The sequence below is a fragment of the Azospirillum sp. TSH58 genome (genome assembly GCF_003119115.1).
Taxonomy (GTDB): Bacteria; Pseudomonadota; Alphaproteobacteria; order Azospirillales; family Azospirillaceae; genus Azospirillum.
Map to the genome: position 1 here is coordinate 169,138 of NZ_CP022367.1, position 24,676 is coordinate 193,813.

Below are 24,676 nucleotides of genomic sequence, written 5' to 3' on the forward strand. Positions count from 1 at the left end.
GGACGCTCATGAAGAAAGCGGCGGCAACGACCGTCGCCGTGTGCCTGCTGGCGCTCCCGGCCGGAGCGCAGACGCTTCGGGACGCGGTCGAGGGCGCCTGGAAGCTCAATCCCGAAGTCAGGAGCCTGGAGGCCCAGAGGGCCGTGGCCACCGCCCGGCGCGGCGCCGGGGAGGCGCTGGTCCCGGCCGCCCCGGCGGTCACGCTGCGGCACACGAGCGACTACCTGAACCGGAACATCGGACGGCGCGAGTACGAGGCCGAACTCGGCGTCCCGCTCTGGCTGCCCGGCCAGGGAACGGCGACCGTCCGGGCCGCCGACGCGCTGCAGGCGCGCACCGACGCCGAGATCGCCGCGCGCCAGCTGGCGGTCGCCGGGGAGGTCCGGACGGCCCAGTGGCAGGTCGCGCTGGCCGAGCGCCGCGCCGAGCTTGCCCGCCAGCGCCTCAAGGTCGCCCGCCAATTGGAGGCCGACACCCGGCGGACCGCCCGGGCCGGGGAGACCTCGGAGGCCGATCACCAGTTGGCCCGCGCCGAAGCCCTCTCCGTCGCCACGGACCTCCGCGACGAGGAACTGGCACTGGAGGAGGCCCGCCAAGCGTTCCGGACGCTCACCGGCATGGCGCTCCAGAAGGCGGCACCGGAACCGGACATCGGCGAGCCGCCGCTTGAGCAGCACCCCTCCCTGCAGGCGGCGCGGCTGGGCGTCCGCTCGGCCCAGGCCCAGCGCCAACTGGTGGACCTGACGACGCGCGACAACCCGGAGGTCGGGCTGATGGCCCGCCGCGAGCGCGACAGCCGCGAGGAACGCTACGACACCGTGTTCGGCGTCTCCGTCCGCATCCCGTTCGCGGTCGAGGCTGTGAACGCGCCCAAGCGGGCCGAGGCGCTGAGCGAAGTCGTCCGCTCCGAGGCCGAGCAGGCCAACGCGACCCGCACGGTCGAGTCCGACATCCGGCAAGCCCGCCTCGCCCACCAGGCGGCGAGCGAGCGCCTGTCGATCGCCCGCGACCGGGCTGCGGCCCTCAGGGCACGTCTGTCGAACATCGAGCGGGCCCGGAGGGCGGGCGAGATCAGCCTCGTCGAGTACGTGCGCGCCCAGGAGGCGGCCTTCGAGGCCGACCTCGCCCACGCCACCGCCGAAGTCCGACTCGGCGCCGCCCGCGCCCGTATGAACCAGTCCCTCGGAGTTCTCCCATGACCACCCGACGCCTTCTTGCCGCGACCGCCGTCGCCGCGAGCCTTGCCGCGCCGGTCGCCGCTCCCGCCTTCGCCCATGAGGGCCACGCCCATGGCGGCGAGGAGCCGAAGCCGGTCGTCACGACGGCCGCCCCCACCCTGGAAGCGTCCTCGTCCGACTTCGAACTCGTGGCGGTCGCCCAGGGAAAGACCTTGCTTGTCCATCTGGACCGCTTCGCCACCAACGAGCCCGTGAACGGCGCCACCGTCGAGGTGAGCGCCGATGGCGAGGCCACGACGGCCTCGCCCGTCTCCGGCGAGGAGGGCGTCTACCGCCTCGACCCGTCCTGGCTCTCCAAGCCGGGATCCCATGAAGTGACCGTCTCCGTCACCGCGGCCGACGCGGCCGACCTGCTGATCGGCACCCTGGAGATCCCGGCAGGTGCGGCTGAAGCGCAGACCGGCGGTGCGCAGGGTGTTTCCGCCGTCCTCGGGCAGGTCAGGAACGATTCCGGCCTGATGCTGGGGGCGGTCATGGTCTTCCTGCTCGGGGTCCTGACCACCGTCGCCCTGACCCAGCGTGGACGCACGCGGACGGTCGCGGGCGCCGCGCTGGTCGGCATCGGCCTGCTGTTGGCGAGCGGCGCCGCCTTCGCCCACGGTGACGAGGACCACAGCCACGGCGACGAGGACAAGGGCAAGGCACCGGCGGCGGCTGTCCCGATGGGGGCGACCGGCGCCTCGGAAAGCCCGCGGCGCCTGCCGGACGGCAGCCTGTACGTGCCCAAGCCGTCGCAGCGCCTGCTGTCGGTCCGCACCATCGTCGCCAAGCCGCAGGAGGCGGCGCAGACGGTGCAGTTGATCGGTCAGGTCATCGCCGACCCCAACGGCGGCGGCCACATCCAGGCCACGCAGAGCGGCCGCATCGAACCGGGGGACAAGGGGCTGCCCTACGTCGGCCAGCGGGTCGAGGCCGGGCAAATCCTGGCCTACATCGCCCCCGCCGTGACATTCGTGGACCGCAGCGGAATCCAGCAGCAGATCGCGACGGTCGAGCAGGAACTCGTCATCGCCGAATCCCGCCTCCAGCGGCTCCGGAAGCTGGAAGGCAGCGTGCCCCAGCGCGACATCGAAGAGGCGGAGGCCAACCTCAACGGTCTGCGCAAGCGCCGGGCCGCCCTGTCCCCCGCGCTGACGACCAAGGAAGCCCTGCGCGCGCCCATCTCCGGGGTAGTCACGGCCAACAACATCAAGGCCGGACAGGTGGTCGAGGGGCGCGACCAGGTGCTGTTCGAGATCGTCGACCCGTCGCGGCTGATGGTCGAGGCGGTCGCCTTCGATCCCCGGGTGGCGAACAGCGTCCGCGGCGCCACGGCGACCACCGCCGACGGCGTCACCCTGAGCCTCGTGCATTTGGGGCACAGTCTGGCATTGCGCCAGCAGGCCATCCCGCTGCTCTTCCAGATCGACACCCCGCCCCAGGGACTGAGCGTCGGCCAACCGGTGCGCATCGTCGCCCAAATCCAGGGGAAGGCGTCCGGCATCGTCCTGCCGCGGCAGAGCGTGGTGCGCAACGCCAGTGGCCAGCCCATCGTCTGGCAGCACGACACTCCGCAACGCTTCGTTGCCCGCCCGGTGCGCACGCAGCCCGTCGACGGCGACACGGTGCTGGTCCTGGCGGGTGTCGAGCCGGAGGCGCGCATCGTCACCGACGGCGCCGGTCTCCTCAACCAGGTCCGGTGAGGAGCGCCCCGCCATGTTCAACTTCCTCGTCAACACCAGCCTGCGCAACCGGCTCTTCGTCCTGGCCGCCGCGGCGATCCTCGTCGTCTACGGCTCGTTCGTCCTCAAAGACCTGCCGATCGACGTCTTCCCCGATCTGAACAAGCCGACCGTTACCCTGATGACGGAGGCCGAGGGGCTGGCGCCGGAGGAGGTCGAGCAGCTGGTCTCCTTCCCGCTGGAGACCTCGATGAACGGCATGCCGGGCATCACCCGCGTCCGTTCGGTGTCCGGCGTCGGGCTCAGCATCGTCTTCGTCGAGTTCGATTGGGGCACGGACATCTACCGCAACCGCCAGCAGGTTGCGGAGCGGCTGGCCATCGTCCAGGGGCAGCTTCCGCCCAACGTCCGGCCGCAGATGGGGCCGATCTCGTCCATCATGGGCGAGATCATGTTGATCGCCATGAGCGGCGACGGCGTCGGCCCGATGGAGGTCCGTGAACTTGCCGACTGGGTGGTGCGGCCGCGGCTGCTCGCCATTTCCGGCGTCAGCCAGGTCATCCCCATCGGCGGGGAGATCCGGCAGTACCGCGTCGCCCCCGACCCGGCGCGCCTGCACGACCTGGAGATCACCACGGACGAGCTCGTGACGGCGCTTCAGCAGTTCTCGGCGAACACCGGTGGCGGCTTCATCGACCAGCATTCCCAAGAGTACCTGATCCGCAACATCGGCCGGACGACCCGGCTGGAGGACCTGCGCAACCTCGTCGTCGCCTACAAGACGGGGCAGCCCATCCTGCTCCACCAGATCGCCGCCGTGGATTTCGCCGCCCGCGTGAAGCGCGGCGACGCGGGCGTCAACGGCAAGCCCGCAGTGATCCTGTCCGTCCAGAAGCAACCCGGCGCCGACACCACGACATTGACCGCCGAGGTGGAAGCCGCCCTGGGCGACTTGGCGAAGTTCCTGCCGAAGGGCGTCCACGCCGACGAGATCCTGTTCAAACAGGCCAATTTCATCCAGACCTCCATCGGCAACGTGGAGAAGGTCCTGCTGGAAGCGGTGGCCGTCGTGGCGGTGATCCTCTTCCTGTTCCTGCTGAACGTGCGGACGACGTTCATCTCGCTGACCGCCATCCCGATCTCGATCCTGATCACCGTGCTGGTGTTCAAGGCGTTCGGCATGTCGATCAACACCATGACGCTGGGCGGCCTCGCCATCGCCATCGGCGAACTCGTCGACGACGCCGTGGTGGACGTTGAGAACATCTACCGGCGCCTCGGCGAGAACCGGCGGGCGGGCAACCCGCGGCCCGTCCTGGAGGTGGTCGCCTCGGCCTCGCAGGAGGTGCGCTCAGGCATCGTCTACGCCACCATCATCATCATCCTGGTCTTCGTGCCGCTGTTTGCGTTGACCGGCATCGAGGGACGCCTCTTCGCGCCCCTGGGCGTTGCCTACATCGTCTCCATCCTGGCCAGCCTCGTCACCGCCATCACCGTCACGCCGGTGCTGTCCTACTACCTTCTCCCCAGGCTGAAGCGGCTGGAGGAGCACGACAGCTGGCTGGTCCGCAAGCTGAAGGCCGGGAACGTCCGGCTCCTGGGCTGGGCCTTCGCCAACCCGGGGACGCTGTTCGCCACGGTGGGGGCCGCCGTCCTGATCGCCGCGGCGACGGTGCCGAGCCTGCCACGCGCCTTCCTGCCGCCGTTCAACGAGGGCACGCTGACCATCTCCATGGTGCTGAACCCCGGCATCTCGCTGGCCGAGTCCAACCGGGTCGGGCTGGCGGCGGAGAGGCTGATCATGCAGGTGCCCGAGGTGGCCTCCGTCGGGCGCCGCACCGGCCGCGCCGAACTCGACGAGCACGCCGAGGGCGTCCATTCCAGTGAGATCGATGTCGACTTGAAGCCGTCCGAACGCAGCCGGGCCGAGGTGCTGGCCGATGTCCGCGCCCGGCTGGCCGCCCTGCCGGTGTCGGTGAACATCGGCCAACCGATCTCGCACCGGCTCGATCACATGCTCTCCGGGGTGCGGGCGCAGATCGCGCTGAAGGTCTACGGCGAGGATCTGGACACCTTGCGCAGCCTCGCCGGACAGCTTCAGCAGAAGCTCGCGGGCGTACCCGGGCTGGTCGACCTCCAGATCGAGAAGCAGGTGCGCATCCCGCAGGTCCAGGTGGTCGTGGACTACGAGCGGGCGGCGCTCTACGGCGTCACCCCGTCCATGGCGACGGAGGCGCTGGAGAGCCTGTCCAACGGCCGCGTGGTGTCGGAGATCGTCGACGGCACCCGGCGTTTCGACGTCGTGCTGCGCCTGTCGGACGAGGACCGCACCACCAGCGGCCTGGCGAACCTGCTGGTCGAGACCCCGGCGGGCCGGGTGCCGCTCAGCCGGTTCGCCTCGGTCGAGGAGACGGACGGCCCCAACCAGATCCTCCGGGAGAACGGCAAGCGCCGCATCGTCATCCTCGGCAACTCCGACGGCCAGACGGACATGGCCCGGATCGTCGCGGGCATCCGCGACGTGGTCGCCCGGTCGCAGCTGCCGCCGGGCTACTTCACCAGCTTGGAAGGCACCTTCCAGGCGCAGGAGGAGGCGTCCAAGACCATCGCCGCGCTGTCGATGGTGTCTCTGGCGATGATCTTCCTGGTGCTGTACAGCCGCTACCGCTCAGCGGTGCTGGCGCTGATCATCATGGGCAACGTGCCGCTGGCCCTGATCGGCAGCGTGGCGGCGCTGTGGATCGCCGGGCAGCCGCTGTCGGTCGCCTCGATGATCGGCTTCATCACGTTGACCGGCATCAGCACGCGCAACGGCATCCTGAAGATTAGTCATTACATCAACCTGGTCCTGCACGAGGGCGAGACCTTCGGCAAGGCCATGGTGACCCGCGGCAGCCAGGAACGCCTGACACCCGTGCTGATGACCGCGCTGTCGGCGGGGGTGGCGCTGGTGCCGCTGATGATCGGCGCCGACGCGCCGGGCAAGGAGATCCTGCACCCGGTCGCCGTCACCATCTTCGGCGGGCTGGTCAGCGCGACCCTGCTCGACACCGTCCTGACCCCGGTCCTCTTCCTCAAGCTCGGCGAGAAGCCGCTGAATCGTCTTGTCGCCGCCCAGGCCGGTTCGCTGCGTCCGGCCGAGGCCTACTGATCCCCCTCACCCGGTCCATCCAGAAGGAAACCACACCGTGAAGTTCTCGACCCTCCTCCTCGCCGCCGCCCTCTTCACCGCCCCGGGCACGGCCTTCGCCGACGGCCCGAAGATCGGCCCGAACGGCGGCCAGCGCGCCGACGCGGGCCCCTACCACGTCGAAGTCGTGCTCAAGGGCAACGACGTCGTCTTGTACGTGACCGACGGCGCCGACAAGCCGGTCGATGTGACCGGCGCCAAGGCCGAGGCGACCGTCCTGGCGAACAAGCAGACCCAGAAGGTCGCGCTCGAGCCCGCGGGCGCCAACACCCTCAAGGGGCAGGCGAACCTCGGCGGCGCGCACGACAGCGTCAAGGTCGTGACTGCCCTGACGATGCCCGGCCAGAAGCCGGTGCAGGCCCGCTTCGAGATGGGCCACGCGGGTCACTGAGATCGGCATGGGCGGCATGAGATTCCCCGCCCCATGCCGCCCCGCAAGCAAGGAGATGCGCGATGAGCGCCAAGAAGAAACTCGCCACGATGGCTGCCGCCCTGCTGGTCGGTGCCGTGGTCGCCGGACCGGTCCGGGCGGCCGAAACCCTCAAGCTGAACGAGGTCTCGCACCTCCACGGGATTGCCGTGGACCCCACGGACCCGTCGCGCCTGTATCTCGCCTCGCATCACGGCGTGTGGCTGACCAACCCCGACGGCACGGCCACGCGGGTATCCGACAACCGTTGGGACTACATGGGGTTCACACCGAATCCGGCGCAGCCCGACGCCTTCTTCGCCAGCGGCCATCCGGAGAAGGGCGGGAACCTCGGCGTCCTCGTCTCGACCGATGGCGCGAAGACCTGGAAGCAGGTCTCGGCGGGTGTGAACGGACCCGTGGACTTCCACGCCATGGACGTCAGCCCGGCCGACCCGAAGGTGCTGTACGGGCACTACGGCAGCGTCCAGATCAGCCGCGACGCCGGGAAGACCTGGGAGGTGACCGGCAAGCCGCCCGCCGACATGTTCGACCTGGCGGCGTCCTCGAAGGAGCCGAACACCGTGTACGGCGCCACGCGCGCCGGACTGATGGTGAGCCGCGATGCGGGCAGGACCTGGCAGGCCGCCAACATCGTGCGGCGCCCGGCGACCATGGTCGCGACCACGAAGGACGGCGCCGCCTACGCCTACCAGGTCGGCACCGGCCTGCTCAAGACGACCGAGCCGAACCTCGCGTGGCAGCCGGTCAGCAACGGCTTCGGTGACGCCGTCCTGCTGCATCTGGCGGTCGACCCGACCGACCCGGACCGGCTCTACGCCGTGACCGACAAGAGCGCCATCCTGGCCAGCCAGGACGGCGGCAAGACCTGGAAACCGTTCCGGCCGTGACGTGACGGGGGATGCGGTGATGAAGGCGATGAAGATTGGCGTTGGCTTGGCCATGGGTGCGGCGATCGCGGTGGCTGGCGTCTTCCTGCTCGCTGGCCCCAAGGCAGGCGCCGATCCAACCGACGACGCCCAGGTTGCCCAGGGCAAGGCGGTCTACGCGGAGCAGTGCGCGTCGTGCCACGGCACGCGGCTCGAGGGCCAGCCGGAGTGGCAAAGCCGCAAGCCGGACGGCCGTCTGCGCGCGCCGCCGCACGATGCCTCCGGGCACACGTGGCACCACCCCGACGCCGACCTCTTCAAGATCACCAAGCAAGGCGTCGTTGAATTCGCCCCGCCCGGCTATGAGAGCGACATGCCCGCCTTCGGCGGCGTGCTGAGCGATGCCGAGATCTGGGCGGTCCTGGCCTTCATCAAGAGCTCCTGGCCCGAGGAGATCCGTCTTCGCCACGCCGCCATGAGCGAACGCGCGAAGAAGTGAGGAGCGGACGCGAGCGGGCCACACAACGCGCTTGACCTTCCAGTCATTGGAAGGCGGAGCCTCGGTTTCATGAATGCCATCGCACGTCGGTGCCGGGAAGCACGAACGAACGCGGAGGCACCGACGCCTGCATGCGAAGGGAGAAGCGAACATGAACGACCAGCACCGCAGCCACGCGCACCATCCCAACCACCACAGTCACGGTGGGCAAGACCATCACGCCGGTCCCGACGACCGGCCCAAGGTGAAGGACCCCGTGTGCGGCATGATGGTCGATCCCGAGCGAACCGGGCACCAAGCCGGGCACGGCGGCCAGACCTTCCACTTCTGCTCGGCGCGCTGCCACGACAAGTTCGTCGCCGACCCAGGGCGGTACCTGAAGCCGGAGGCAAAGCCCGCCGGTCCCGAGAAGCCCGCCCAGGCGTCGCCGCAGAAGGGCGTGATCTACACCTGCCCGATGCACCCGGAGATCCGCCAGGAGGGGCCGGGCAACTGCCCGATCTGCGGCATGGCCCTGGAGCCGGTCGGAGCCACCCTCGAGGAAGGGCCCAACCCGGAACTCGTCGACATGACGCGGCGGTTCTGGATCGGCTTGGTCCTGAGCGTGCCGCTGCTGGTGCTGGAGATGGGCGGCCACATCCCGGGGCTTGGGCTCCATGACGTGGTGCCGCCCCGCATCTCCGTCTGGATGCAGTTCCTGTTGGCGACGCCGGTGGTGCTGTGGGCGGGTTGGCCGCTGCTGGAGCGCGGCTGGCAGTCGTTCGTGAACCGCAGCCTGAACATGTTCAGCCTGATCGCGCTGGGCGTCGGGGTGGCCTACGTGTTCAGCCTGGTCGCGACGTTCCTGCCAGGCATCTTTCCGCCGAGCTTCCGAGGCATGGACGGCGTGGTGGCCGTCTACTACGAGGCGGCCGCCGTCATCACGGTGCTGGTGCTGCTCGGGCAGGTGCTCGAGCTCCGCGCCCGCGAGCAGACCGGCGGCGCCATCCGCGCGCTGCTCAACCTCGCGCCCAAGACGGCGCGGCGCATGCGGGGCGACGGCGAGGACGAGGAGGTGCCGCTCGAGGTGGTCCAGGTCGGCGACCGGCTGCGCGTCCGTCCCGGCGACGGCGTGCCTGTGGACGGCGAGGTGCTCGAGGGCCGCAGCGCCGTCGACGAGTCCATGGTCACCGGCGAGAGCATGCCGGTCGGGAAGGAGCCGGGCGCCAAGGTCATCGGCGGTACCGTGAACCAGACGGGCGCCCTGGTGATGCGGGCCGACAAGGTTGGGTCCGACACCATGCTGTCGCGCATCGTGACCATGGTCGCCGAAGCCCAGCGCAGCCGGGCGCCCATCCAGCGCATGGCCGACGTCGTTTCCGGCTACTTCGTCCCGGCGGTCATCCTCGTGGCCGCCCTGGCCTTCGTCGGCTGGATGGTCTGGGGGCCGCAGCCCGCCTTCGCATACGCGCTGATCGCGGCGGTCTCGGTGCTCATCATCGCCTGCCCTTGCGCGCTGGGGCTGGCGACGCCGATGTCGATCATGGTCGGTGTCGGCAAGGGGGCGACCGCGGGCGTCCTGATCAAGGACGCGGCGTCCCTGGAGCGGTTCGAGAAGGTCGACACGCTCGTCGTTGACAAGACCGGCACCCTGACCGAGGGCAAGCCGAAGGTGACCGCCGTGGTTCCGGCGCCGGGCATCGACGAGGCGGACCTTCTGACGCTGGCGGCGAGCCTGGAGCGGTCGAGCGAGCACCCGCTGGCGGCCGCCATCGTCGCCTCCGCCAAGGAACGGGGCCTGCCGCTGCGGGACGTCGCCGACTTCGGCTCCGTCACCGGCAAGGGCGTCGTCGGGACGGTCGGCGGGCGCACAGTGTCCCTCGGCAACGCCGCGATGATGCGGGACCAGGGTGTCGCGCTGGGCGACCTGAAGGCGCGCGCCGACGAGCTCCGGCGCGAGGGCGCCACCGCTCTCTTCGCCGCCATCGACGGCCAGCCGGGTGGCGTGATCGCGGTCGCCGATCCGATCAAGGCGACCACGGCGCACGCGCTGGAGACGCTCCGGAACGATGGTGTGCGGATCGTCATGCTAACCGGTGACAACCGGACCACGGCCGAGGCGGTGGCGCGCCGCCTGGGCGTCGACGCGGTCGAGGCCGAGGTGCTGCCGGAGGACAAGAACCAGGTAGTGAAGCGGCTGAAGGCGCAGGGCCGGGTGGTGGCGATGGCCGGAGACGGCGTGAACGACGCCCCGGCGCTGGCCGAGGCCGACATCGGCGTGGCGATGGGCACCGGCACCGAGGTCGCGATTCAGAGTGCCGGGGTGACGCTGGTGAAGGGGGATCTGGCGGGTATCGCACGGGCGCGGACTCTCAGCCGGGCAACGATGCGCAACATCCGGCAGAACCTGTTTCTGGCGTTCGTCTACAACGCCCTCGGCGTGCCGGTCGCGGCGGGTGTCTTCTACCCGCTGTTCGGGTGGACGCTGTCACCGATCATCGCCGCGGCCGCGATGGCCCTGAGTTCGGTGTCCGTGGTCGGGAACGCGCTGCGGCTGCGTAGGCTCAAGTTGTAAAAGAATTGACGGGTGCCGCCCGCGCCCGATCGCCGTAGCGGTCCCGCGGTTCGGCTGCCCATTGTTGGGGCGGGTCGCCCAAGGCTTCCCCAGAACGCTCTCATGAAGCGAGCGGGCGCTGCTGAGCCGGAGCATGAACTCGCGCCGGTCAGGTCACGTTCTTTCGGGGTGAACTCCGGATCGGCGCTCATCGCCGTGTCCAAGAATGCCGGGGCGACAGATATACCGCATCCCCAGGGAGCGGAGAAAGCGCGATAGAGGCTTTCCTTATCCGCTCTGATCGCCAGCGCATTGACGGTCCGCAGCACCTTCCTTTGGATTGCGCATGTGCTAGAGACAGGCCCTTTACGCACGTTTTTGCCTTGATCGCCAACAATCCGCATCTTAGGGTAGTTTTTATTGGGAGATAACAGCAATAAGATAGATCGTCGATGGCAAGTCACACGGCAGCTGACTCAGCAACGGGCTATCTGTACCAATGCCGTTACGCTCTCTACGCCGCTCTCAGCCGTCAAGGTGATGAGCCCGGCCTGATGGTCTCGGTCGAGACGTACGATGACGTGGCTTTCACGCAGAACGGCGCCGCCGTCGAACTCATCCAGACCAAGCACTCCAGGACGACAAAGCAGCTGAATGACTTCTCGCCCCAGTTCTGGAACACAGTAGGGATCTGGATCAAGCACCTGAAAGATCACCCGGAGGAGCTTGGCAGGACGGCCCTCATGCTGGTCGCGACCGCAACGGTCGGCGAGGACACCGGCCTGTCGATGCTGCGTCCGGAGGGCCAAGGGCGGGATATCGGCGCAGCCCACCGAAAGCTCGTTGCGGCAGCAGCGGCATCCAAAAATCAGGACGTCGAATGGGCGGTCGACGCCTTCTTGAAACTCGATGCGGCGGCGCAACGCCAAGTCCTGGATATGGTTGCCGTTCTCGACGCCTCCCCCAACATCGTTGATGTGCGAGAAGAGATCCGACGGGTCTTGAGGCATTCCGCGAGGCCGGAACATCTGGACCATCTCATCGACAGGCTGGAGGGTTGGTGGTTTGGCGTAATGACCGGCGCCCTATCCCGAAAGGGTGGGCGCGAGATACCGGTTTCGGAGATCGACGCCAAGTTGCATGACCTGCGTGAACAGTTCGGTCCGCTCCAGCTTCCGATCGACTACGCAGGAGTCGACCCATCCGCGGAAATCGTTTCGGCTCTCAAGGAGCGGACGTTCGTCGATCAGCTGAAGGAGATTCAGGTCGGGGACACCGGGATTCGCAGAGCCATCGTCGATTATTTCCGCGCGTTCAATCAGCGGTCCATTTGGGTGCGCCAAGGGCTGCTGAACGGCGATGAGCTCGGCCAATTCGGAAAACGGCTCATAGAGGCATGGGAGCGGCGCTGGGGAATTGCCGAGCGAAAACTCAGGAACGGAGCCAGCGACGACGATCTGGTGGAGGCCGGTACCGGCGTCTATGACTGGGCATGCAATTGCAACATCTGCTTGCGGCGTGTCGAAGAACCCTTCCTGACGCAGGGGACCTTTCACCTGCTGGCGAACAAGAAGCGCATCGGATGGCATCCTGACTACAAGAACCGGGTGGCCCTAAAAGCTGGACAAGGCGACGACGATGACGACCCAGCCCTGGTCTGAGCGCCCGGAGGAGGAGGCGAACCTCCTCAACCCCGCCTTTTGTTCGCTCCTGATCCGCTCCGCGGCTCGGGATTATCGCTCCGCGACCAAGACGTCCCTGCCGTTCGCCTTATCGTTCCTTATCTTGCCGGTGGTCCTCCACAAGCCAACCCGGGATGCGCTGCCGTCGACGACTGCGACATTGATGACGGCCTGGGCTGTCGCGAACCCTGCGGTTCTCGCCGGGTTCGGGCAACGAGCACAGCGGTTCGTCGAGAGCACGCGGGAAGCTATCCTTTTCGGCGCCGGTCACGGCTGGCTCAAATTCACCGGGCCGGGACTTATCGCCGGTCCCAAGCGCCTGGGCGGGGACCCTGCGAACCTGCCTTCCAACACCGCTGAGGTCGGATCCTGCTTCGCCGCGTCCCGCCTCTTAGGGCGCTGGCTTGCCTCGGCAGGAACAACCGCAACGGTCATGTCAATCTGGGGAGTGGCGCCGTGACACTGCGGCTATGGAAGATTGTCGTGTACGGGCATCGTGGACAGGCCCGTATCGTCAAGTTCAATCCTCACGGCCTGAGCATCATCACCGGCGCATCGAAGACGGGCAAATCGTCCCTCATCGACATCGTCGACTATTGCACCGGCCGCGACACTTGCAACGTCGCGGATGGCGTGATCCGCCGCGCGGTGTCCTGGTACGGGGTTCTGTTCGACCGCGGGGACACTAGGATCTTCGTGGCCCGACGCAACCCGCCCCCCGGCGAGACGCGCAATCCCGAAGCCTATCTCGAGGTGGGAGGGGATGTCGACGTACCGGACCACGCCACGCTCACCAAGAACATCACCGTGGAGGCGCTGGAGGCCTACCTGACCTCCACCGCGGGCATCTCGGAGAACGTCCACCAGCCCCCGGAGGGCCAGACACGGGCGCCCCTCACTGCCAACTTTAGGCACGCGCTGCTCTTTTCGTTCCAGGACCAGGACGAGATCGACAGCCGCAAGGTGCTGTTCCACCGGCAGGGCGAACCGTTCATTCCCCAGACCATCAAAGATGTCCTGCCATACTTCCTCGGCGCCGTCGACGAGGAGCACCTCCGGAAGCAGGCCGAACTGGACCAAGCCCGTAAGGAGCTCCGAAAGCTCGAGCGTTTGGCCGCGGAAAAGGAAGAGGTGGAGACCCTTGTCTCCTCCCGCACGGCCGACATCTATCGTGAGGCACAGGTCGCAGGCTTCCTCCCGGAGGGTGACGTCCCCCCGCCCTCTGAGGCCATAGCGAGCCTGCGTTCGATCGGCGCAGCGGAAGCCGCCGAGCGTGAGCCCGATCTTGACGGTGTACAGGCCGAACTCCAGACAGAACGGGCACGACTGCGCAGTCAGCTGTCTGCAGTCCGTGAGGAGTTGCGGCAGGTGCGACAGGTGGAGGAACTGGCTGGGGGCTACCTGGACGAGGTCCTTGAACAACGATCGCGCCTCGCGCCTTTGGGGCTTCTGCCCAAAGGCGCGCAGGATGTGAACGCCTGCGCCCTATGCGGTACCAGCCTGGACGCTCCAATCCCGACAGTGGCCGAACTCACGGCGTCTTTGAAGGACCTGGATGGGCAACTCCGTACGGTGAAACGCGAGATGCCCCGCCTTCAGGCGCTTCAGGCCGACCTCTTCCAGCGCCGGGGCGGGATCGAGGCGGCGTTGAGCGAGAACCAACGACTCATCAACGAGCATGTGGCCAAAGCCGAGCAGGCGCGGGCGGAGCGCGACAGCCGCCTTCACCGCGCGCGGACCTCCGGGCGGATCACTTACTTCCTTGAAACCGTCAGGTCCGGTAATGGGCCGTCCGACCTTGAAACCCGCCTTGTCGCGGCGAGGGAACGGACGAACGCCCTGTTGTCGCTTCTCGATCCTGATGAGGTGCGAGAGCGCCTCACCTCGTTCGTGAACATTGTGGGCGAGTACATGACCGTCTACTCTGCCCGCCTCGACCTTGAACACAGTGGAAGCAGGCTGCGCCTCGACCTGAGGAACCTCGCGGTGGTTGCCGACACCCCCGACGGCCCAGTGCCGCTCCAGCGCATGGGCAGCGGTGAGAATTGGGTTGGCTACCATGTGCTGGCGCACCTCGCGCTGCACAAGTGGTTCCGACAGAAGGAACGGCCGGTTCCAGCCTTCCTTATCTTCGACCAGCCTTCGCAGGCTCACTATCCGCCCGAACGCGACGTCGAGGGCAACGTAAACATACTCGGGGATGCCGACCGCGAAGCCGTTTACCGGCTCTTCAGACTGATGGCGGATGTCGCGAAGGAGCTTACCCCTGGGTTCCAAATCATTGTCATTGATCATGCAGACTTGAAGGATGACTGGTTCGCCGATGCCGTAGTGGAGCGTTGGCGCGGCGGCCAAGCTCTTGTTCCAACAGATTGGCTCGACCAATGATCGGCGGAAATGTCTTTTCCTTCGTCGGTCCTCATGGACTCTTGAGAGCCGACTGCAACGCTGCTTGTCGCCCGCGCCACCCTGGAATCTGCTTGGTGGCCTCGAGCATCAGCCGCGTGGCCACCAGGGCATCAAGGACTTTGCCATGGTCCATATTACGGTCCGGTCCGATACCCACCGGCAACGACGCCAGCGCCTCATGCCAGAAGCGGTTTGCCCGTGCGTCGTGGCGCAGATAGGCGCGCTCCCACCAGTTGGCGATGCGGTCTGCGGTACTGTCGAGGGTGTCTGCCGAGACAAGGCGGTCGGCCTTCGTGACCGTTCACGCGCGTATGGGTGGGCATGAGGTTTCACAGGCCCACGTTCGGCCAAGCCGCGATCGGCAGGCAGTGGTTGATGTTGAACCCGCTCTGCGCATGCGGTGACGCCCCATGCGTCATTTCGGCTGCCACGCTTTCACGGGGGTCGTCGGTGAAATAGATCATATCGGCACAACTCACGGGCGAAGAGAGGCTGGGATGGGACGCATTGGTTGGGTAACGGCGCTGGCGACTGTGGCGGGCTGGTCATTTCCGGCACTGGCCTGGGACACACTGACAACGGACGGTGCCGTGGCGTGCGAGAGCCTGTACCAAGTCAAGGAGGCCGACAAGGCCGCCCAGGCGGGCGACGACGCTTGGCTCAAGTCACTCGGGTGTGCGCGCGTTCCTGGTGGCCTGACCGCAACCATGATCGAGCGTCCGCGGAACGCCACAAATTACCGGGCCCAGTTGCGCCTGCACGACGCCAACGCGACTGTTTGGATCGGCGCCTGGGATATCATCCCCGTCACGGCCGGGCCACCCGAGGGTGAGGGGCTGAAGGACCCGAAGATCGTCGAGGCCCTACAGAAACGGCTGGCGCGGTGCTCGTCCGGCGTCGTGCAGTCGCCCGGCAAGGGCGCGCCACTGTCGTTCGTGGTCTACGTCTCCCGCGGCTTCGGCGGCGCTGCGAGCGTCAACCAGGGCGATGAGACCATTGTCTTCCGCGAAGATCTGCTGAAGGACGAATCCGTCCGCGCGATGGCGCACCGGGCTTACAAGGCTGTCGACCAGCACAAGTGTCACACCTACAGCGATGCCGTCGTTGGTAAGGCGCTCAAGGACCGTAACCTCGGGGTCTATGTCGAGGTGCCGGTCTCCGTGCCCTGAACTCGCCTCCGGCGAGACAACACGGTTTCGGGCTGTGTGTTCAAGTCCGTGGTTGACCTGCAGAACGCCATCGCCCGCTACACCTGCGAATACGCCGGGACATCCAAGCCCTTCGTCTGGACCTAGCCAGCCGATGCCATCCTCGCCAAGCTCGCCCGTCTGCCTGCACCTCTTGAATGGGTCAGTGTATCAGCTTTGCGGGCGCGACAGAGGACAGGAGCGAAGGGCAGGCTGACGTCCAAGGCTGCGATCGATTGCCGCCAATCATGTCAGAGAAATTCTATCAATGATGATACTTTACCCATTAAAGTCTCTTGAAAGAAGATTATCAAAAGCTATCATCACCAAAAAGTGGATGGTCGCTTCTAGGCCTGTTACCTTCACGCCCCACCGAGGACCGGTGCATCCGCACAGGATGCACCTCAGGAGGGCCGTATGGGATTACGCTTTCAGAAGCGCGTGACGCTGTTCCCAGGCGTGAGGCTGAACTTCAGCGGCGGCGGGATCAGCACGACGATCGGTGTCCGCGGGGCGAGCGTCAACATCGGACCGGGCGGCGCCAACCTGAACCTGGGCCTGCCAGGAAGCGGCCTCTCCTACCGCACTCGGATCGACCGGAACGGAGCCCACCCCACCCGGGCGGAACCGGTCGTCTCCGCCCCTCCGGCGGAGCTTGTCCCCGCTCGACCCTTTCCGGCGCAGCCGCTCCCTGCCCCTCATCGTCCCCTTCTTCCGGGCGAGGGCGAGATCCGGAGCGCCGACATCTCCACGCTCACCAGCGAGGGGCTCGGCGACCTGAAGAGGCTCATCAACGAGGCCGACGCGCGCAAGCGGTCGGCGAAGATGAAGCTCGAAGCCGCCGAGCACTCCCGCGTCCTGGCGGAACGGCGCCTGAACTCCGCCCGGCGCTTCATCGTGCGGCTCTTCCTGTGGTCGGCCATCCCGACCCGGCAGCAGGAGGTCGTCGATCTTGACCGCAGGATCGCCGAGGCCATGATGGAGCTCGACGGCTCCCACATCGACCTCGACTTCGCCTTCGACCAGCCGACGATCGACGCGTACGATGCTCTCCGCCGCGCCCATGCCCGCCTGCGTGCGAGCGACATGATCTGGGACGTCACGGCCTCCTTCCTGACGAACCGGGTCGCCGAGCGCACGACCGCCACCACGCGCGTGGACCGGACGCCGGTGCGGCTGTCGGAGACGGCATCGGACCTCCTGAACACGAAGTGGCAGGGGCTGAAGTTCGACAACGCCAACGGGGAGGACATCTTCGTCTACCCGGGGTTCGCGATGATGCGCGAGCGCGGCCGCGACTTCGCGCTCATCGACCTCCGTGAGGTCGAGATCGAATACTCGGAGCGCCACTTCCAGGAGGAGGAACGCGTCCCCCGCGATGCGGCGATCATCGGGCACACCTGGGCCAAGACCAACAAGGACGGTTCGCCGGACCGTCGGTTCAAGGACAACTACCGGATCCCGGTGGTCCGGTACGGTCGGCTGACCATCACGAGCCGGACGGGCATCAACGAGGCGTACATGTTCAGCGACGCCACCGCGGCGCTCGCCTTCGCCGAGGTGTTCGCCGCCTACCGGCGTGCATTGGACGTGCTCGCCGAGCGCAGCAGGCGTTCGGACTTCGTGCTGCCCCGGCCCGAAGCCGATGAGCCCGCGGACGTGGAACCGCCTGACGCGCCGCCGAACGACGGCCCCTCCGCGGTGGTGAGCGGACGCCCCCCGGCCCGCGCCCTGTTGGCCGACGGGCTCGTGCTCGCCGCTGTCGTAGCGGTCGGCGCCTGGGCGGCCGTCGGACACCGCGCACGCGATTCCGCACCGAACGTCCCCGCCGCCACGGCTCCGGCGCCGCCCCTGACCGCTCCGGCTCCGCCGCCCGCGACGGCCGTAGCTCCGGCGGCGAAACCCTTGGAGAAGCCCCCGGAGACGCCGAAGGCGCGTGAGGCCGTCGTGGTGAAGGCGCAGACCGCGAACATCCGCACCAAGCCGGACCGGAACGCGCCTGTGGCCGCCACGGCCAAGGTGGGCACCCGCCACTTCGTGTTCGCCCGGGACGGGGAGTGGATGCAGGTCGGCGACAAGGAACCGGCGGGCTGGATGCACGGGAGCGTCGTCGAAACCGCCCCCCCGTGAACCGCACGGCCGACGGCTCGGGGCAGGCCAAGGATGGACACCGAACCCGACATGAAGCAGGCGCCGAATTCATACCGCGGCTTGCTTTCTCGCGCATGGAAGGAACTGGGCTACCCGCATGAGCGCCGACCGGTTCTGATCGGCATCGACGGTCGCCCGGGGGCGGGCAAGTCGTCGCTCGCGTCCTGGCTGGCGTGGCAACTTGGAGTCCCGGCCATCCATCTGGACCTCTTCCTTATGCCCGACCGCGTTCCGCCGGAATGGCGTCTCGACGACCTTACGAGGGCCGTGCAGTGACGTCTGCGCGGTTTCACGCTGAAAGAGCGGAGGGGGAGACCTCTCGTCGTCGAGGGCGTCCTTCTCTTGGATGTCCTAGAGGCCATCGGGTTGGCACCCGACCTGCTCGTTCACGTCACCAAGGAACGCCATGACACGGACGGGGTGGCGCTGGGTCCAGCCCTTGCTGACTACCGTCACCGCAGGGCGCCTTCGGAGAGGGCCGACGTGACCGTGGTATGGTCTGATGAGCCACTCTCTCCGGCGTAGCGCAGCCCCATGGTGTCCTCGGCGCCGATGCGGGCGACGCCGGGGACTCCTCGCCCTCCCAGCTTCCGTATTCCGTTAACGCCTTCTCGAAAGCCTTCAAACCGGAGAACCCCCGGCGTGGGCGTTCTCGACGAAGACTTTTCAGATGATCGACAGAGATTTCGACCACCGGCAGGAGGCGCTCGACGGGGACTGGCAGGCCATGTGGCGCCTCCTTATTTCCGCGGCTGATTGCGAATAGCTTCGATCACGCTCTTGCGCGTTTGCTCCTTGTCAACAGGGGGCAGCGCCTGATTGAGCGTGGCCTCATCCAACCCCCGAGCCTTGGCGTTGTAGAGCCAGCGGACGAACTGCTGAAGCAGGCGCTCGTTCTCGGCCTCCAGGCGCGCGTTCTCGGCCCGGAACTTGTCGATACGGGCTTGCGCAGCCATAAGTTCGACCGACCCCTTCGGCGCCCTCTCCGGCAGGTTCTTGAGCACGTTCAAGCGGGTCCTGTAGGCCCCTTTGATGCGCTCGCGGGCTTCCAGCGCCTGACGGGAATACTTGTGGCCAAGCAAGCCTTCAACCGCCGCCACGACGTTGTTCCACGTCAATGGGGTGCTACGATCCCACCCGTCGATCATCTCGCAGATCGCCCTGACGTTCGCTTCGGTCAGGTGGCGGGCCATCACTCGTCCCCCAGAAGGGCTTCGAGTTCATCGGTGGCCGCGCTGTCCGGCGGGGCCGCGAGCAAGCGGTCCTGCACCGCGAGGCGGATCGGAGAGAACTCGTCCGGGCTCGTGAGGCGGATCAGGCTGCCTTCGGGCACCTTCGGATCATCCAGGATCTCGATCAGATTGCGCAGGCGCTTGACGGTGGCGATGTGATGTACGTGCCATCGGTCAGATCCCGCGTACCCTTGGGCGACGGCCTGTTCCGCCCGCTTCACCTGCGCTTCGGCGAGATTCAGTTGCTCCCTGATTCGCTCGGTCTTTGACCGATCCCCTTTGACGCAGACGTGCTCGTTGCAACCCACACAATCGCGGTGTTTGGGACACGGCAACATCGTGAAGTCGTGTACACAGAAGCCAAGATCGGTGATGTGGGCGGTCGGGAATTCCAAGGCCATGAACTCGTCGCGCGAGACTGGCGCCTTGATGATCAGTTCAGCCAGTCCACCGAACAATCTCGGATCAGATTCGGTTACCTCTCGGGTCATTTCGAGAAGTTCTTCGCCCGTCATATGGTTGTATGTATTGTTTTGTCTTGCGTCCGCGCGATCCGACCACTTTGCTATGTCTATCTGTGACATACCGCCGCGATGAGCGAGGGTATTCAACCAATGCCGGAACTGGTGCGACGACACGCGAATCTTACTACCGTCGGGTTCCCTGAACCCGAATCGGTCAAAAACGGACTCCCGGTCCTCCTTCGCTCCAAGAGCGTCGTTGATCTTGTTTGTGTCCACCGGTTCGATCATGCAGAGAAGGGTACCGCGTGTGGCGTGAAGCTCGTTGGACCGCACGACGATCAGCGCCTCGGAATACTTCAGGTCTGTACGCACGTCTACAATCGGAAATCCTTTGGGCAGTAGTTCCAACACTGCCCGCTCAAACTCGTCGAATCGAACCAGCTTCGGACGGGTCATTCCGTTCGGTGGATTGTATAGTGGCACCCTGGCTCCCTTGATCCACATCCCTGCAGTGTCGCCACTTTTCAACCCAAGGATCATGGCAACTTCATTCAGAGTGAGGTACTCGTTGGATCGAAGATACTCCGTGCCCTGTGGCAGATATATCTTCGTTGGGTTCTGCTCGTACCACGCGGCGATTTCACGGGCTGGCTGGCAAACGTTCCGCAGCTTGGAGACCGCCTCCTTTGCCACGCTGGCCATTGTCGGGGCGACCCATTTGATTGTCGGTTCGACCCCCTTTTCAGGGTACCATCGCAGTCCGTAGATGGGCTTGCCTTTGTGGACCTCGTTGACCTCGCAATCGACCCGCAGCCCAAAAACCTCACCGATCCGGTCTGGCGCGGTGCAGAGGAGCGCCGCGACGGAGGTGGGAAGAACGTCGCGAGTTGCTTGAGCCAGGCGGTAGCATTTCGGAAGCGCATCAAGCGCGGCCTCCGAAGGCATCTTCTCCGCCCGAGCCTTGTCACCCCCTACGCCAGTGCGGTTCCTGTCCTGGGGGCGCCCAATCGGGGCAACCCACTGGAACGGAGTGGCCAGCCGTTTCTCGGAGATGAATTCGGCAAGGGCCGTCAGCTGAAGCCCGATCCGATAAGCCGCACCTTCGCTGAAGCCGCCCTTCACCAGAGACGCGGCACGGTTGCAGATGACCGCCGTTGTCTTCTGCACGTCGGATTTACCGTGGGCTTCGACCAGGGCCTTTTCCAACGCCTTCAATGCGGTTAAGCGGGTATGAATGATCTGCGATGGGCGTAGAGCCTGCTGGTACAGGAAATACGCCTTGGCGAAGCTGAGGAAGGGCTCGGACATTTCATGCTCGCCCTCGTCCTTCACCGCGTCGAAGCTGGTGAACGCTGCCACGATCCGGCTTTTGCCCCGACCACCCCATTCCACCACCCCCTTCAGGTCCCAGGGCGTGTCCTCCCAGCACTTCACGGCCGGGTACGCCGTCAACAGCGGCCGCGCAGCCTCAATGAACGCTTTCAGGTTGGCTTCGGCCGTCGCCTCGGGCTTCGCGACAAAGTGGACGACGCTGCTCATTGCGCGGCTCCGCCCTTACGAGCCTCGCAAAGGCGGATCACCTCGGCGCAGGCCAGGATCAGGCGGTCGTTGATGGAGGCGATGGTGGCGTCGCCGGTCTCGTCCACAATCCGCTTGCGCTCGTTGAGCAGTTTGTCCAGTACCTCCTCGTGGGGACCGTCGAGCCACGGTTGAAAGTTGCGGCATGTGTAGCAGGCGATCGGTGCTATCGCGCCGCAGAAGCCGTACGTCCCACAGTTACCGACCGGCCGTCCGAGATTATCAGGGTCAACGATCCTCGACGTGGGATCACCGGCACGGGTTGCTTGCTCCTCGCCGTCGATCAGCACACCGGCAAATGCCTGGGCCATGGGCGCCAAGTGTATCGCCATCGCTTTGTCTATACGCTCGATGATCTCTGGAACCGCTTCGACATACACCCCGACGTTCTGGGTGTCGGAGTGGTCCAGGATCTCCGCGATGACCAGTTCCGAGGCGCCTTCCTTCGCGGCGCGCGTACCTATCGTGTAGCGGAAGCGCCTCGTGGTCACATTGAGTTTCTTACCCGTTCGCTCGCTCGTCACATTGAGCAAATCGAACACGTCCCTCACCCGCGCGGCCAGATCGCGGCTCGAACAGTGGTAGCGAAAGTCTTCGCTGGCCTCTGCATTCGCCGGATTGACGAAAAACGGGATCATATCGTCTCTAAGACCGAGTTCACGCCAATGGATACAGCTAAGGTGGCAGAATTTTTCGACAATCTTGCCCATATCGGGCAGTATCTTCCTATTCTTAAATTCAGTTCGAAGCGCCTGCCCACGCTGCTTCGCCCGAGTGACCTTTAGAATATACATCGCCGCCTTGTCTGATGCGCGAACCACCGAGAAGTCAGAGAGTTTTAATGCGGCCAGCTGAATGGGACGCGCGCCAAGAGCGAGGAACAACCAAACAAGTATGTAGTTTTCCATGCTTATTTTGTTCTTGGCAAAACCATTGTGCAAGGCATTAACAACTCCAGAGTACTCAATGTCTGAAAAAGCTCCTTTCAACGGATCGGCTGTCCTGACAGCCTCCCCCTTGCGATTGCCTTTGAGGCGCATCTTATCCAAGAGAGTCACAACTTCATGGCCAATGCCAGGAAGACTAAGGTCACGCCATATTCGAAAAAATCCGCGCAGAGTCCCAAGGTACCATTCAGTGCCTTCATCGAGAGTCATCCTATAGGACAGAATATGAGACGCACCAATCTCATTCACAGGGCCATTTTTCGCTGCAAAATTCATAAAAGCCACAAAACGATCAAAGACATTGTTAGCGTGCGACAGAGAATGTTTTTCAATATAATGTTTCATCACCTGTTTTACAGAATTTACTATCACGTCACTAGCCGAAGCACTTATTCTTCTGAACGAAATGTAGGTTTCTCCCGCTGTCCCTTGAAAACTCCAGCATTCATCATTTATGCAAAACTGTATGCCATCACGCGAAGTCGCGCCATACTGCAGCACATGAAGCCCCCGTCCATCAAAGCCGTTTCCTTTGTTATTCATTTTCGCCCTCTCTCGGTAGGGTATTTTTTTGATGGCCTAGGAAGAACTTCTCGGCGTCTTCTATAATTTTCCGCCGATTGTAGGTCTCAGCCGTGCCCGAAGTTGGCGCCCATCCCATCGCATGAGATCGCATTTGCGCCTCACGTTCCGGGCTGACATTCCTCGCGTCAATCAAGCGACTGAACGCGTCATTCCAGGCATGTCTCAAGACGTGCCCTGATAGTGATCTTGGAATTCCTTCAACTCTCGCGCGCAAATCTAGAAAAATCTTATTGTAGGCAGCTTCACTCAGCGGGCGCCCAGTATCATGTGCCACCAATAAAAATTGATTCCTGCGCGCCCCTGGTATTTTTGACCTGAAGTGCGTGACGTATTCCTGCATCATGTCCATCATCTTGTCCTTCACTGGAAGGATTCGGTCCCTCGTCTTCGCGACCGGCTGATGCTTTCGGGGATCCGTTGGATCGTCAGCGTTGCGGGCGATGAGAATCCTGTTCTGGCGCCACTGAACATGATCGGTGATCTTGATGCCGAGCACCTCGCCGCGCCGGATGCCAAGGCCATAGAGAAGGTGGATCACAAGGCGGTTACGGTGCCGGAGTCCTAGATCCTTCCAAGGGTTGTCAGGCGAGTCGGGTTCCAGCACCGCCAACACGCGGTCCATAACTTCGACCGGCGGCGCCTCTCGCTGGCCCACGGCATTCCGCCCCTTCGTCAGCGGCACCTTGGCGTTCAGCTTGGCCACCATTTCGTCCAATTGCGCCTTGCGCTTCGACGCGGCCTCCAGATCGAGGTCATTGCTGCCCTCCTGGCCGAGCCATTGGAGGTACTGGGCAACGGTCCGCACTCGATTCGACGTGGTATGCTTATGGACCGCTTTGGGGATCACAGGCGCCCCCATACGGACCTGTTCGAGCGATACCACCTTGCGGGCCTTCGTGGGCTTGGTACGGGCGTCACCGCCCACCTCGTCCAGATGCCGCGCTGCTGCCCCGGCGAAGCTGGCGATCTCATGGCTCTTGAGGGATTGGCCGGAGAGCATCCGGCTTTCGATGTCGATGCCGGACTCAGCAGCCCATAGATACAGGAACTTCAGGGAGTAGCAGTTTGCCTGGAGGGTGTTGCTGGCCCGATGGGCTAGGCGCCGCATTGTCAGCAACCAAGCGTTCGGCCAGAAGAGAGGTACGCCGTCGGGGTCGATCAGGAGGGGGAGGCGCTCCCCCCCCTCCATCACGATCATGCGGACCTGAAACCGTGCCATTCTTTACAGGCTTCCCCGGTAACAATCTCACAGACAGAAAAATATCACAGCCGGTGAGGTATGCAACCGAGAAAGTTAGTAAACACAAAGGCTTCAGGCCGAAAACCTTACACAACCATCCTTGGTAAGTTTTAGAACGGGATTTCGTCGTCCAGGTCGTCGTGCTTGGGCGGGGCGCCACCGCCGCTGCGGCCGCCACCACCGTAGCCACCGCCACCGCTGCCGCCACCGCCGTAGCCACCACCACCGCCGCCGCCGCGGGACTCGTAGCCGCCCCCGCCGCCGCCGTAACCACCACCACCGCCGCCGCCTTCGCCCTCACGGCCGCCGGTGAAGTCGATCTCGTTGACACGCACCGACAGGCCGGCGCCGCGGGTGCCGTCGCGCTTCTCGAACTCGCGGAGCGTCACCTCGCCGGAAATCACCACGGCCTTGCCCTTGGTCAGGTGCGGCGCCAGGGCCTCCGCGCGGCGGCCCCAGATGGAGCAATCCACCCACTGGGTGGTCTTGCGGTCGCCGAAACCGACGTCGTTGGCGACGCGGAAGCCCAGAACCTTTTCGCCGCTCTGCGTGGAGCGAAGCTCGCCATCCGCGCCGAGGCGCCCCGTAAACGTCCATACATTCATCGCACGTGTCTCCTAGCGCGGGTTCCCGGTATCCCATCCGACCCGTTCGGGCGCCCGGCGGAAGGGCGTCCGGATACCGGGGGTGTCTGTTCGCAGGGCCGGTTTGATCCGTGGTCCGGTCCATGCCCGCCCCGCCTTGCGCTTCACAAAGCACGGGGAACAGGCACGGGTCAACC

At 65.4% G+C, this 24,676-nt stretch carries 19 protein-coding genes; 13 read left to right on the forward strand and 6 right to left on the reverse strand.

The window, feature by feature from the left end; translation table 11 throughout:
* Positions 1 to 8: 8 nt before the first annotated feature.
* The 10 genes from TSH58p_RS22410 to TSH58p_RS22455 all read left to right on the forward strand — a co-directional run bounded on the left by TSH58p_RS22410 (position 9) and on the right by TSH58p_RS22455 (position 14,490).
* Complete coding sequence (locus TSH58p_RS22410; protein WP_109070256.1) at positions 9 to 1,199, forward strand: TolC family protein; 1,191 nt, start codon at positions 9 to 11, stop codon at positions 1,197 to 1,199.
* The gene (locus TSH58p_RS22415) at positions 1,196 to 2,920 is read left to right on the forward strand and encodes an efflux RND transporter periplasmic adaptor subunit (protein WP_109070257.1); all 1,725 of its coding nucleotides are present in this window, start codon (positions 1,196 to 1,198) and stop codon (positions 2,918 to 2,920) included. The genes TSH58p_RS22410 and TSH58p_RS22415 overlap by 4 nt, the downstream gene beginning before the upstream one ends.
* A 13-nt stretch (positions 2,921 to 2,933) precedes the next feature.
* Positions 2,934 to 6,050: an efflux RND transporter permease subunit gene (locus TSH58p_RS22420; RefSeq protein WP_109070258.1), complete on the forward strand. Its 3,117-nt coding sequence runs from the start codon at positions 2,934 to 2,936 to the stop codon at positions 6,048 to 6,050.
* A gap of 37 nt (positions 6,051 to 6,087) precedes the next feature.
* Positions 6,088 to 6,480 carry a hypothetical protein gene (locus TSH58p_RS22425; protein ID WP_109070259.1) on the forward strand — a complete coding sequence of 131 codons (393 nt, stop codon included), beginning with the start codon at positions 6,088 to 6,090 and terminating at the stop codon, positions 6,478 to 6,480.
* A 62-nt stretch (positions 6,481 to 6,542) separates the two neighbouring features.
* Positions 6,543 to 7,409 (forward strand): hypothetical protein, encoded by an 867-nt coding sequence (locus TSH58p_RS22430; protein WP_109070260.1) that lies wholly within the window; start codon positions 6,543 to 6,545, stop codon positions 7,407 to 7,409.
* Positions 7,410 to 7,428: 19 nt separating this feature from the next.
* Entirely contained in the window at positions 7,429 to 7,887 is a 459-nt protein-coding gene (locus TSH58p_RS22435) for a cytochrome c (RefSeq protein WP_109070261.1), read from the forward strand.
* Positions 7,888 to 8,038: 151 nt separating this feature from the next.
* A complete protein-coding gene (locus TSH58p_RS22440; RefSeq protein ID WP_109070262.1) occupies positions 8,039 to 10,441 on the forward strand; it encodes a heavy metal translocating P-type ATPase in 2,403 nt (800 codons plus the stop codon).
* A 431-nt stretch (positions 10,442 to 10,872) separates the two neighbouring features.
* Positions 10,873 to 12,081, forward strand: coding sequence for an ABC-three component system protein (locus TSH58p_RS22445; RefSeq protein WP_162600080.1), 1,209 nt, complete (start codon positions 10,873 to 10,875; stop codon positions 12,079 to 12,081).
* Positions 12,059 to 12,562 (forward strand): three component ABC system middle component, encoded by a 504-nt coding sequence (locus tag TSH58p_RS22450; RefSeq protein WP_109070264.1) that lies wholly within the window; start codon positions 12,059 to 12,061, stop codon positions 12,560 to 12,562. Before TSH58p_RS22445 ends, TSH58p_RS22450 begins: the two co-directional genes overlap by 23 nt.
* A complete protein-coding gene (locus TSH58p_RS22455) occupies positions 12,559 to 14,490 on the forward strand; it encodes a DUF3732 domain-containing protein (protein ID WP_146205879.1) in 1,932 nt (643 codons plus the stop codon). Before TSH58p_RS22450 ends, TSH58p_RS22455 begins: the two co-directional genes overlap by 4 nt.
* A gap of 350 nt (positions 14,491 to 14,840) precedes the next feature.
* Here TSH58p_RS22455 and TSH58p_RS34490 read toward each other — a convergent pair whose 3' ends face one another.
* Positions 14,841 to 14,975 (reverse strand): hypothetical protein, encoded by a 135-nt coding sequence (locus TSH58p_RS34490; protein WP_256380083.1) that lies wholly within the window; start codon positions 14,973 to 14,975, stop codon positions 14,841 to 14,843.
* A gap of 33 nt (positions 14,976 to 15,008) precedes the next feature.
* Here TSH58p_RS34490 and TSH58p_RS22460 point away from each other — a divergent pair, with 33 nt between their 5' ends.
* The 3 genes from TSH58p_RS22460 (at position 15,009) to TSH58p_RS22470 (ending at position 18,125) form a co-directional block, all read left to right on the forward strand.
* On the forward strand, positions 15,009 to 15,680 hold the full coding sequence (locus tag TSH58p_RS22460; RefSeq protein WP_109070266.1) for a hypothetical protein: 672 nt from the start codon (positions 15,009 to 15,011) through the stop codon (positions 15,678 to 15,680).
* 435 nt (positions 15,681 to 16,115) lie between these two features.
* Complete coding sequence (locus tag TSH58p_RS22465) at positions 16,116 to 17,828, forward strand: DUF4236 domain-containing protein (protein ID WP_109070267.1); 1,713 nt, start codon at positions 16,116 to 16,118, stop codon at positions 17,826 to 17,828.
* A gap of 33 nt (positions 17,829 to 17,861) precedes the next feature.
* Entirely contained in the window at positions 17,862 to 18,125 is a 264-nt protein-coding gene (locus tag TSH58p_RS22470) for a hypothetical protein (protein WP_109070268.1), read from the forward strand.
* A gap of 464 nt (positions 18,126 to 18,589) precedes the next feature.
* Here TSH58p_RS22470 and TSH58p_RS22475 read toward each other — a convergent pair whose 3' ends face one another.
* The 5 genes from TSH58p_RS22475 to TSH58p_RS22495 form a co-directional block, all read right to left on the reverse strand.
* On the reverse strand, positions 18,590 to 19,042 hold the full coding sequence (locus tag TSH58p_RS22475) for a hypothetical protein (RefSeq protein ID WP_109070269.1): 453 nt from the start codon (positions 19,040 to 19,042) through the stop codon (positions 18,590 to 18,592).
* Complete coding sequence (locus tag TSH58p_RS22480) at positions 19,042 to 21,084, reverse strand: integrase (RefSeq protein ID WP_109070270.1); 2,043 nt, start codon at positions 21,082 to 21,084, stop codon at positions 19,042 to 19,044. The genes TSH58p_RS22475 and TSH58p_RS22480 overlap by 1 nt, the downstream gene beginning before the upstream one ends.
* Complete coding sequence (locus tag TSH58p_RS22485) at positions 21,081 to 22,613, reverse strand: site-specific integrase (RefSeq protein ID WP_199230134.1); 1,533 nt, start codon at positions 22,611 to 22,613, stop codon at positions 21,081 to 21,083. The genes TSH58p_RS22480 and TSH58p_RS22485 overlap by 4 nt, the downstream gene beginning before the upstream one ends.
* Complete coding sequence (locus TSH58p_RS22490; protein WP_109070272.1) at positions 22,606 to 23,874, reverse strand: site-specific integrase; 1,269 nt, start codon at positions 23,872 to 23,874, stop codon at positions 22,606 to 22,608. Before TSH58p_RS22490 ends, TSH58p_RS22485 begins: the two co-directional genes overlap by 8 nt.
* 131 nt (positions 23,875 to 24,005) lie before the next feature.
* Positions 24,006 to 24,500 (reverse strand): single-stranded DNA-binding protein, encoded by a 495-nt coding sequence (locus tag TSH58p_RS22495; protein WP_109072642.1) that lies wholly within the window; start codon positions 24,498 to 24,500, stop codon positions 24,006 to 24,008.
* Positions 24,501 to 24,676 lie beyond the last annotated feature (176 nt).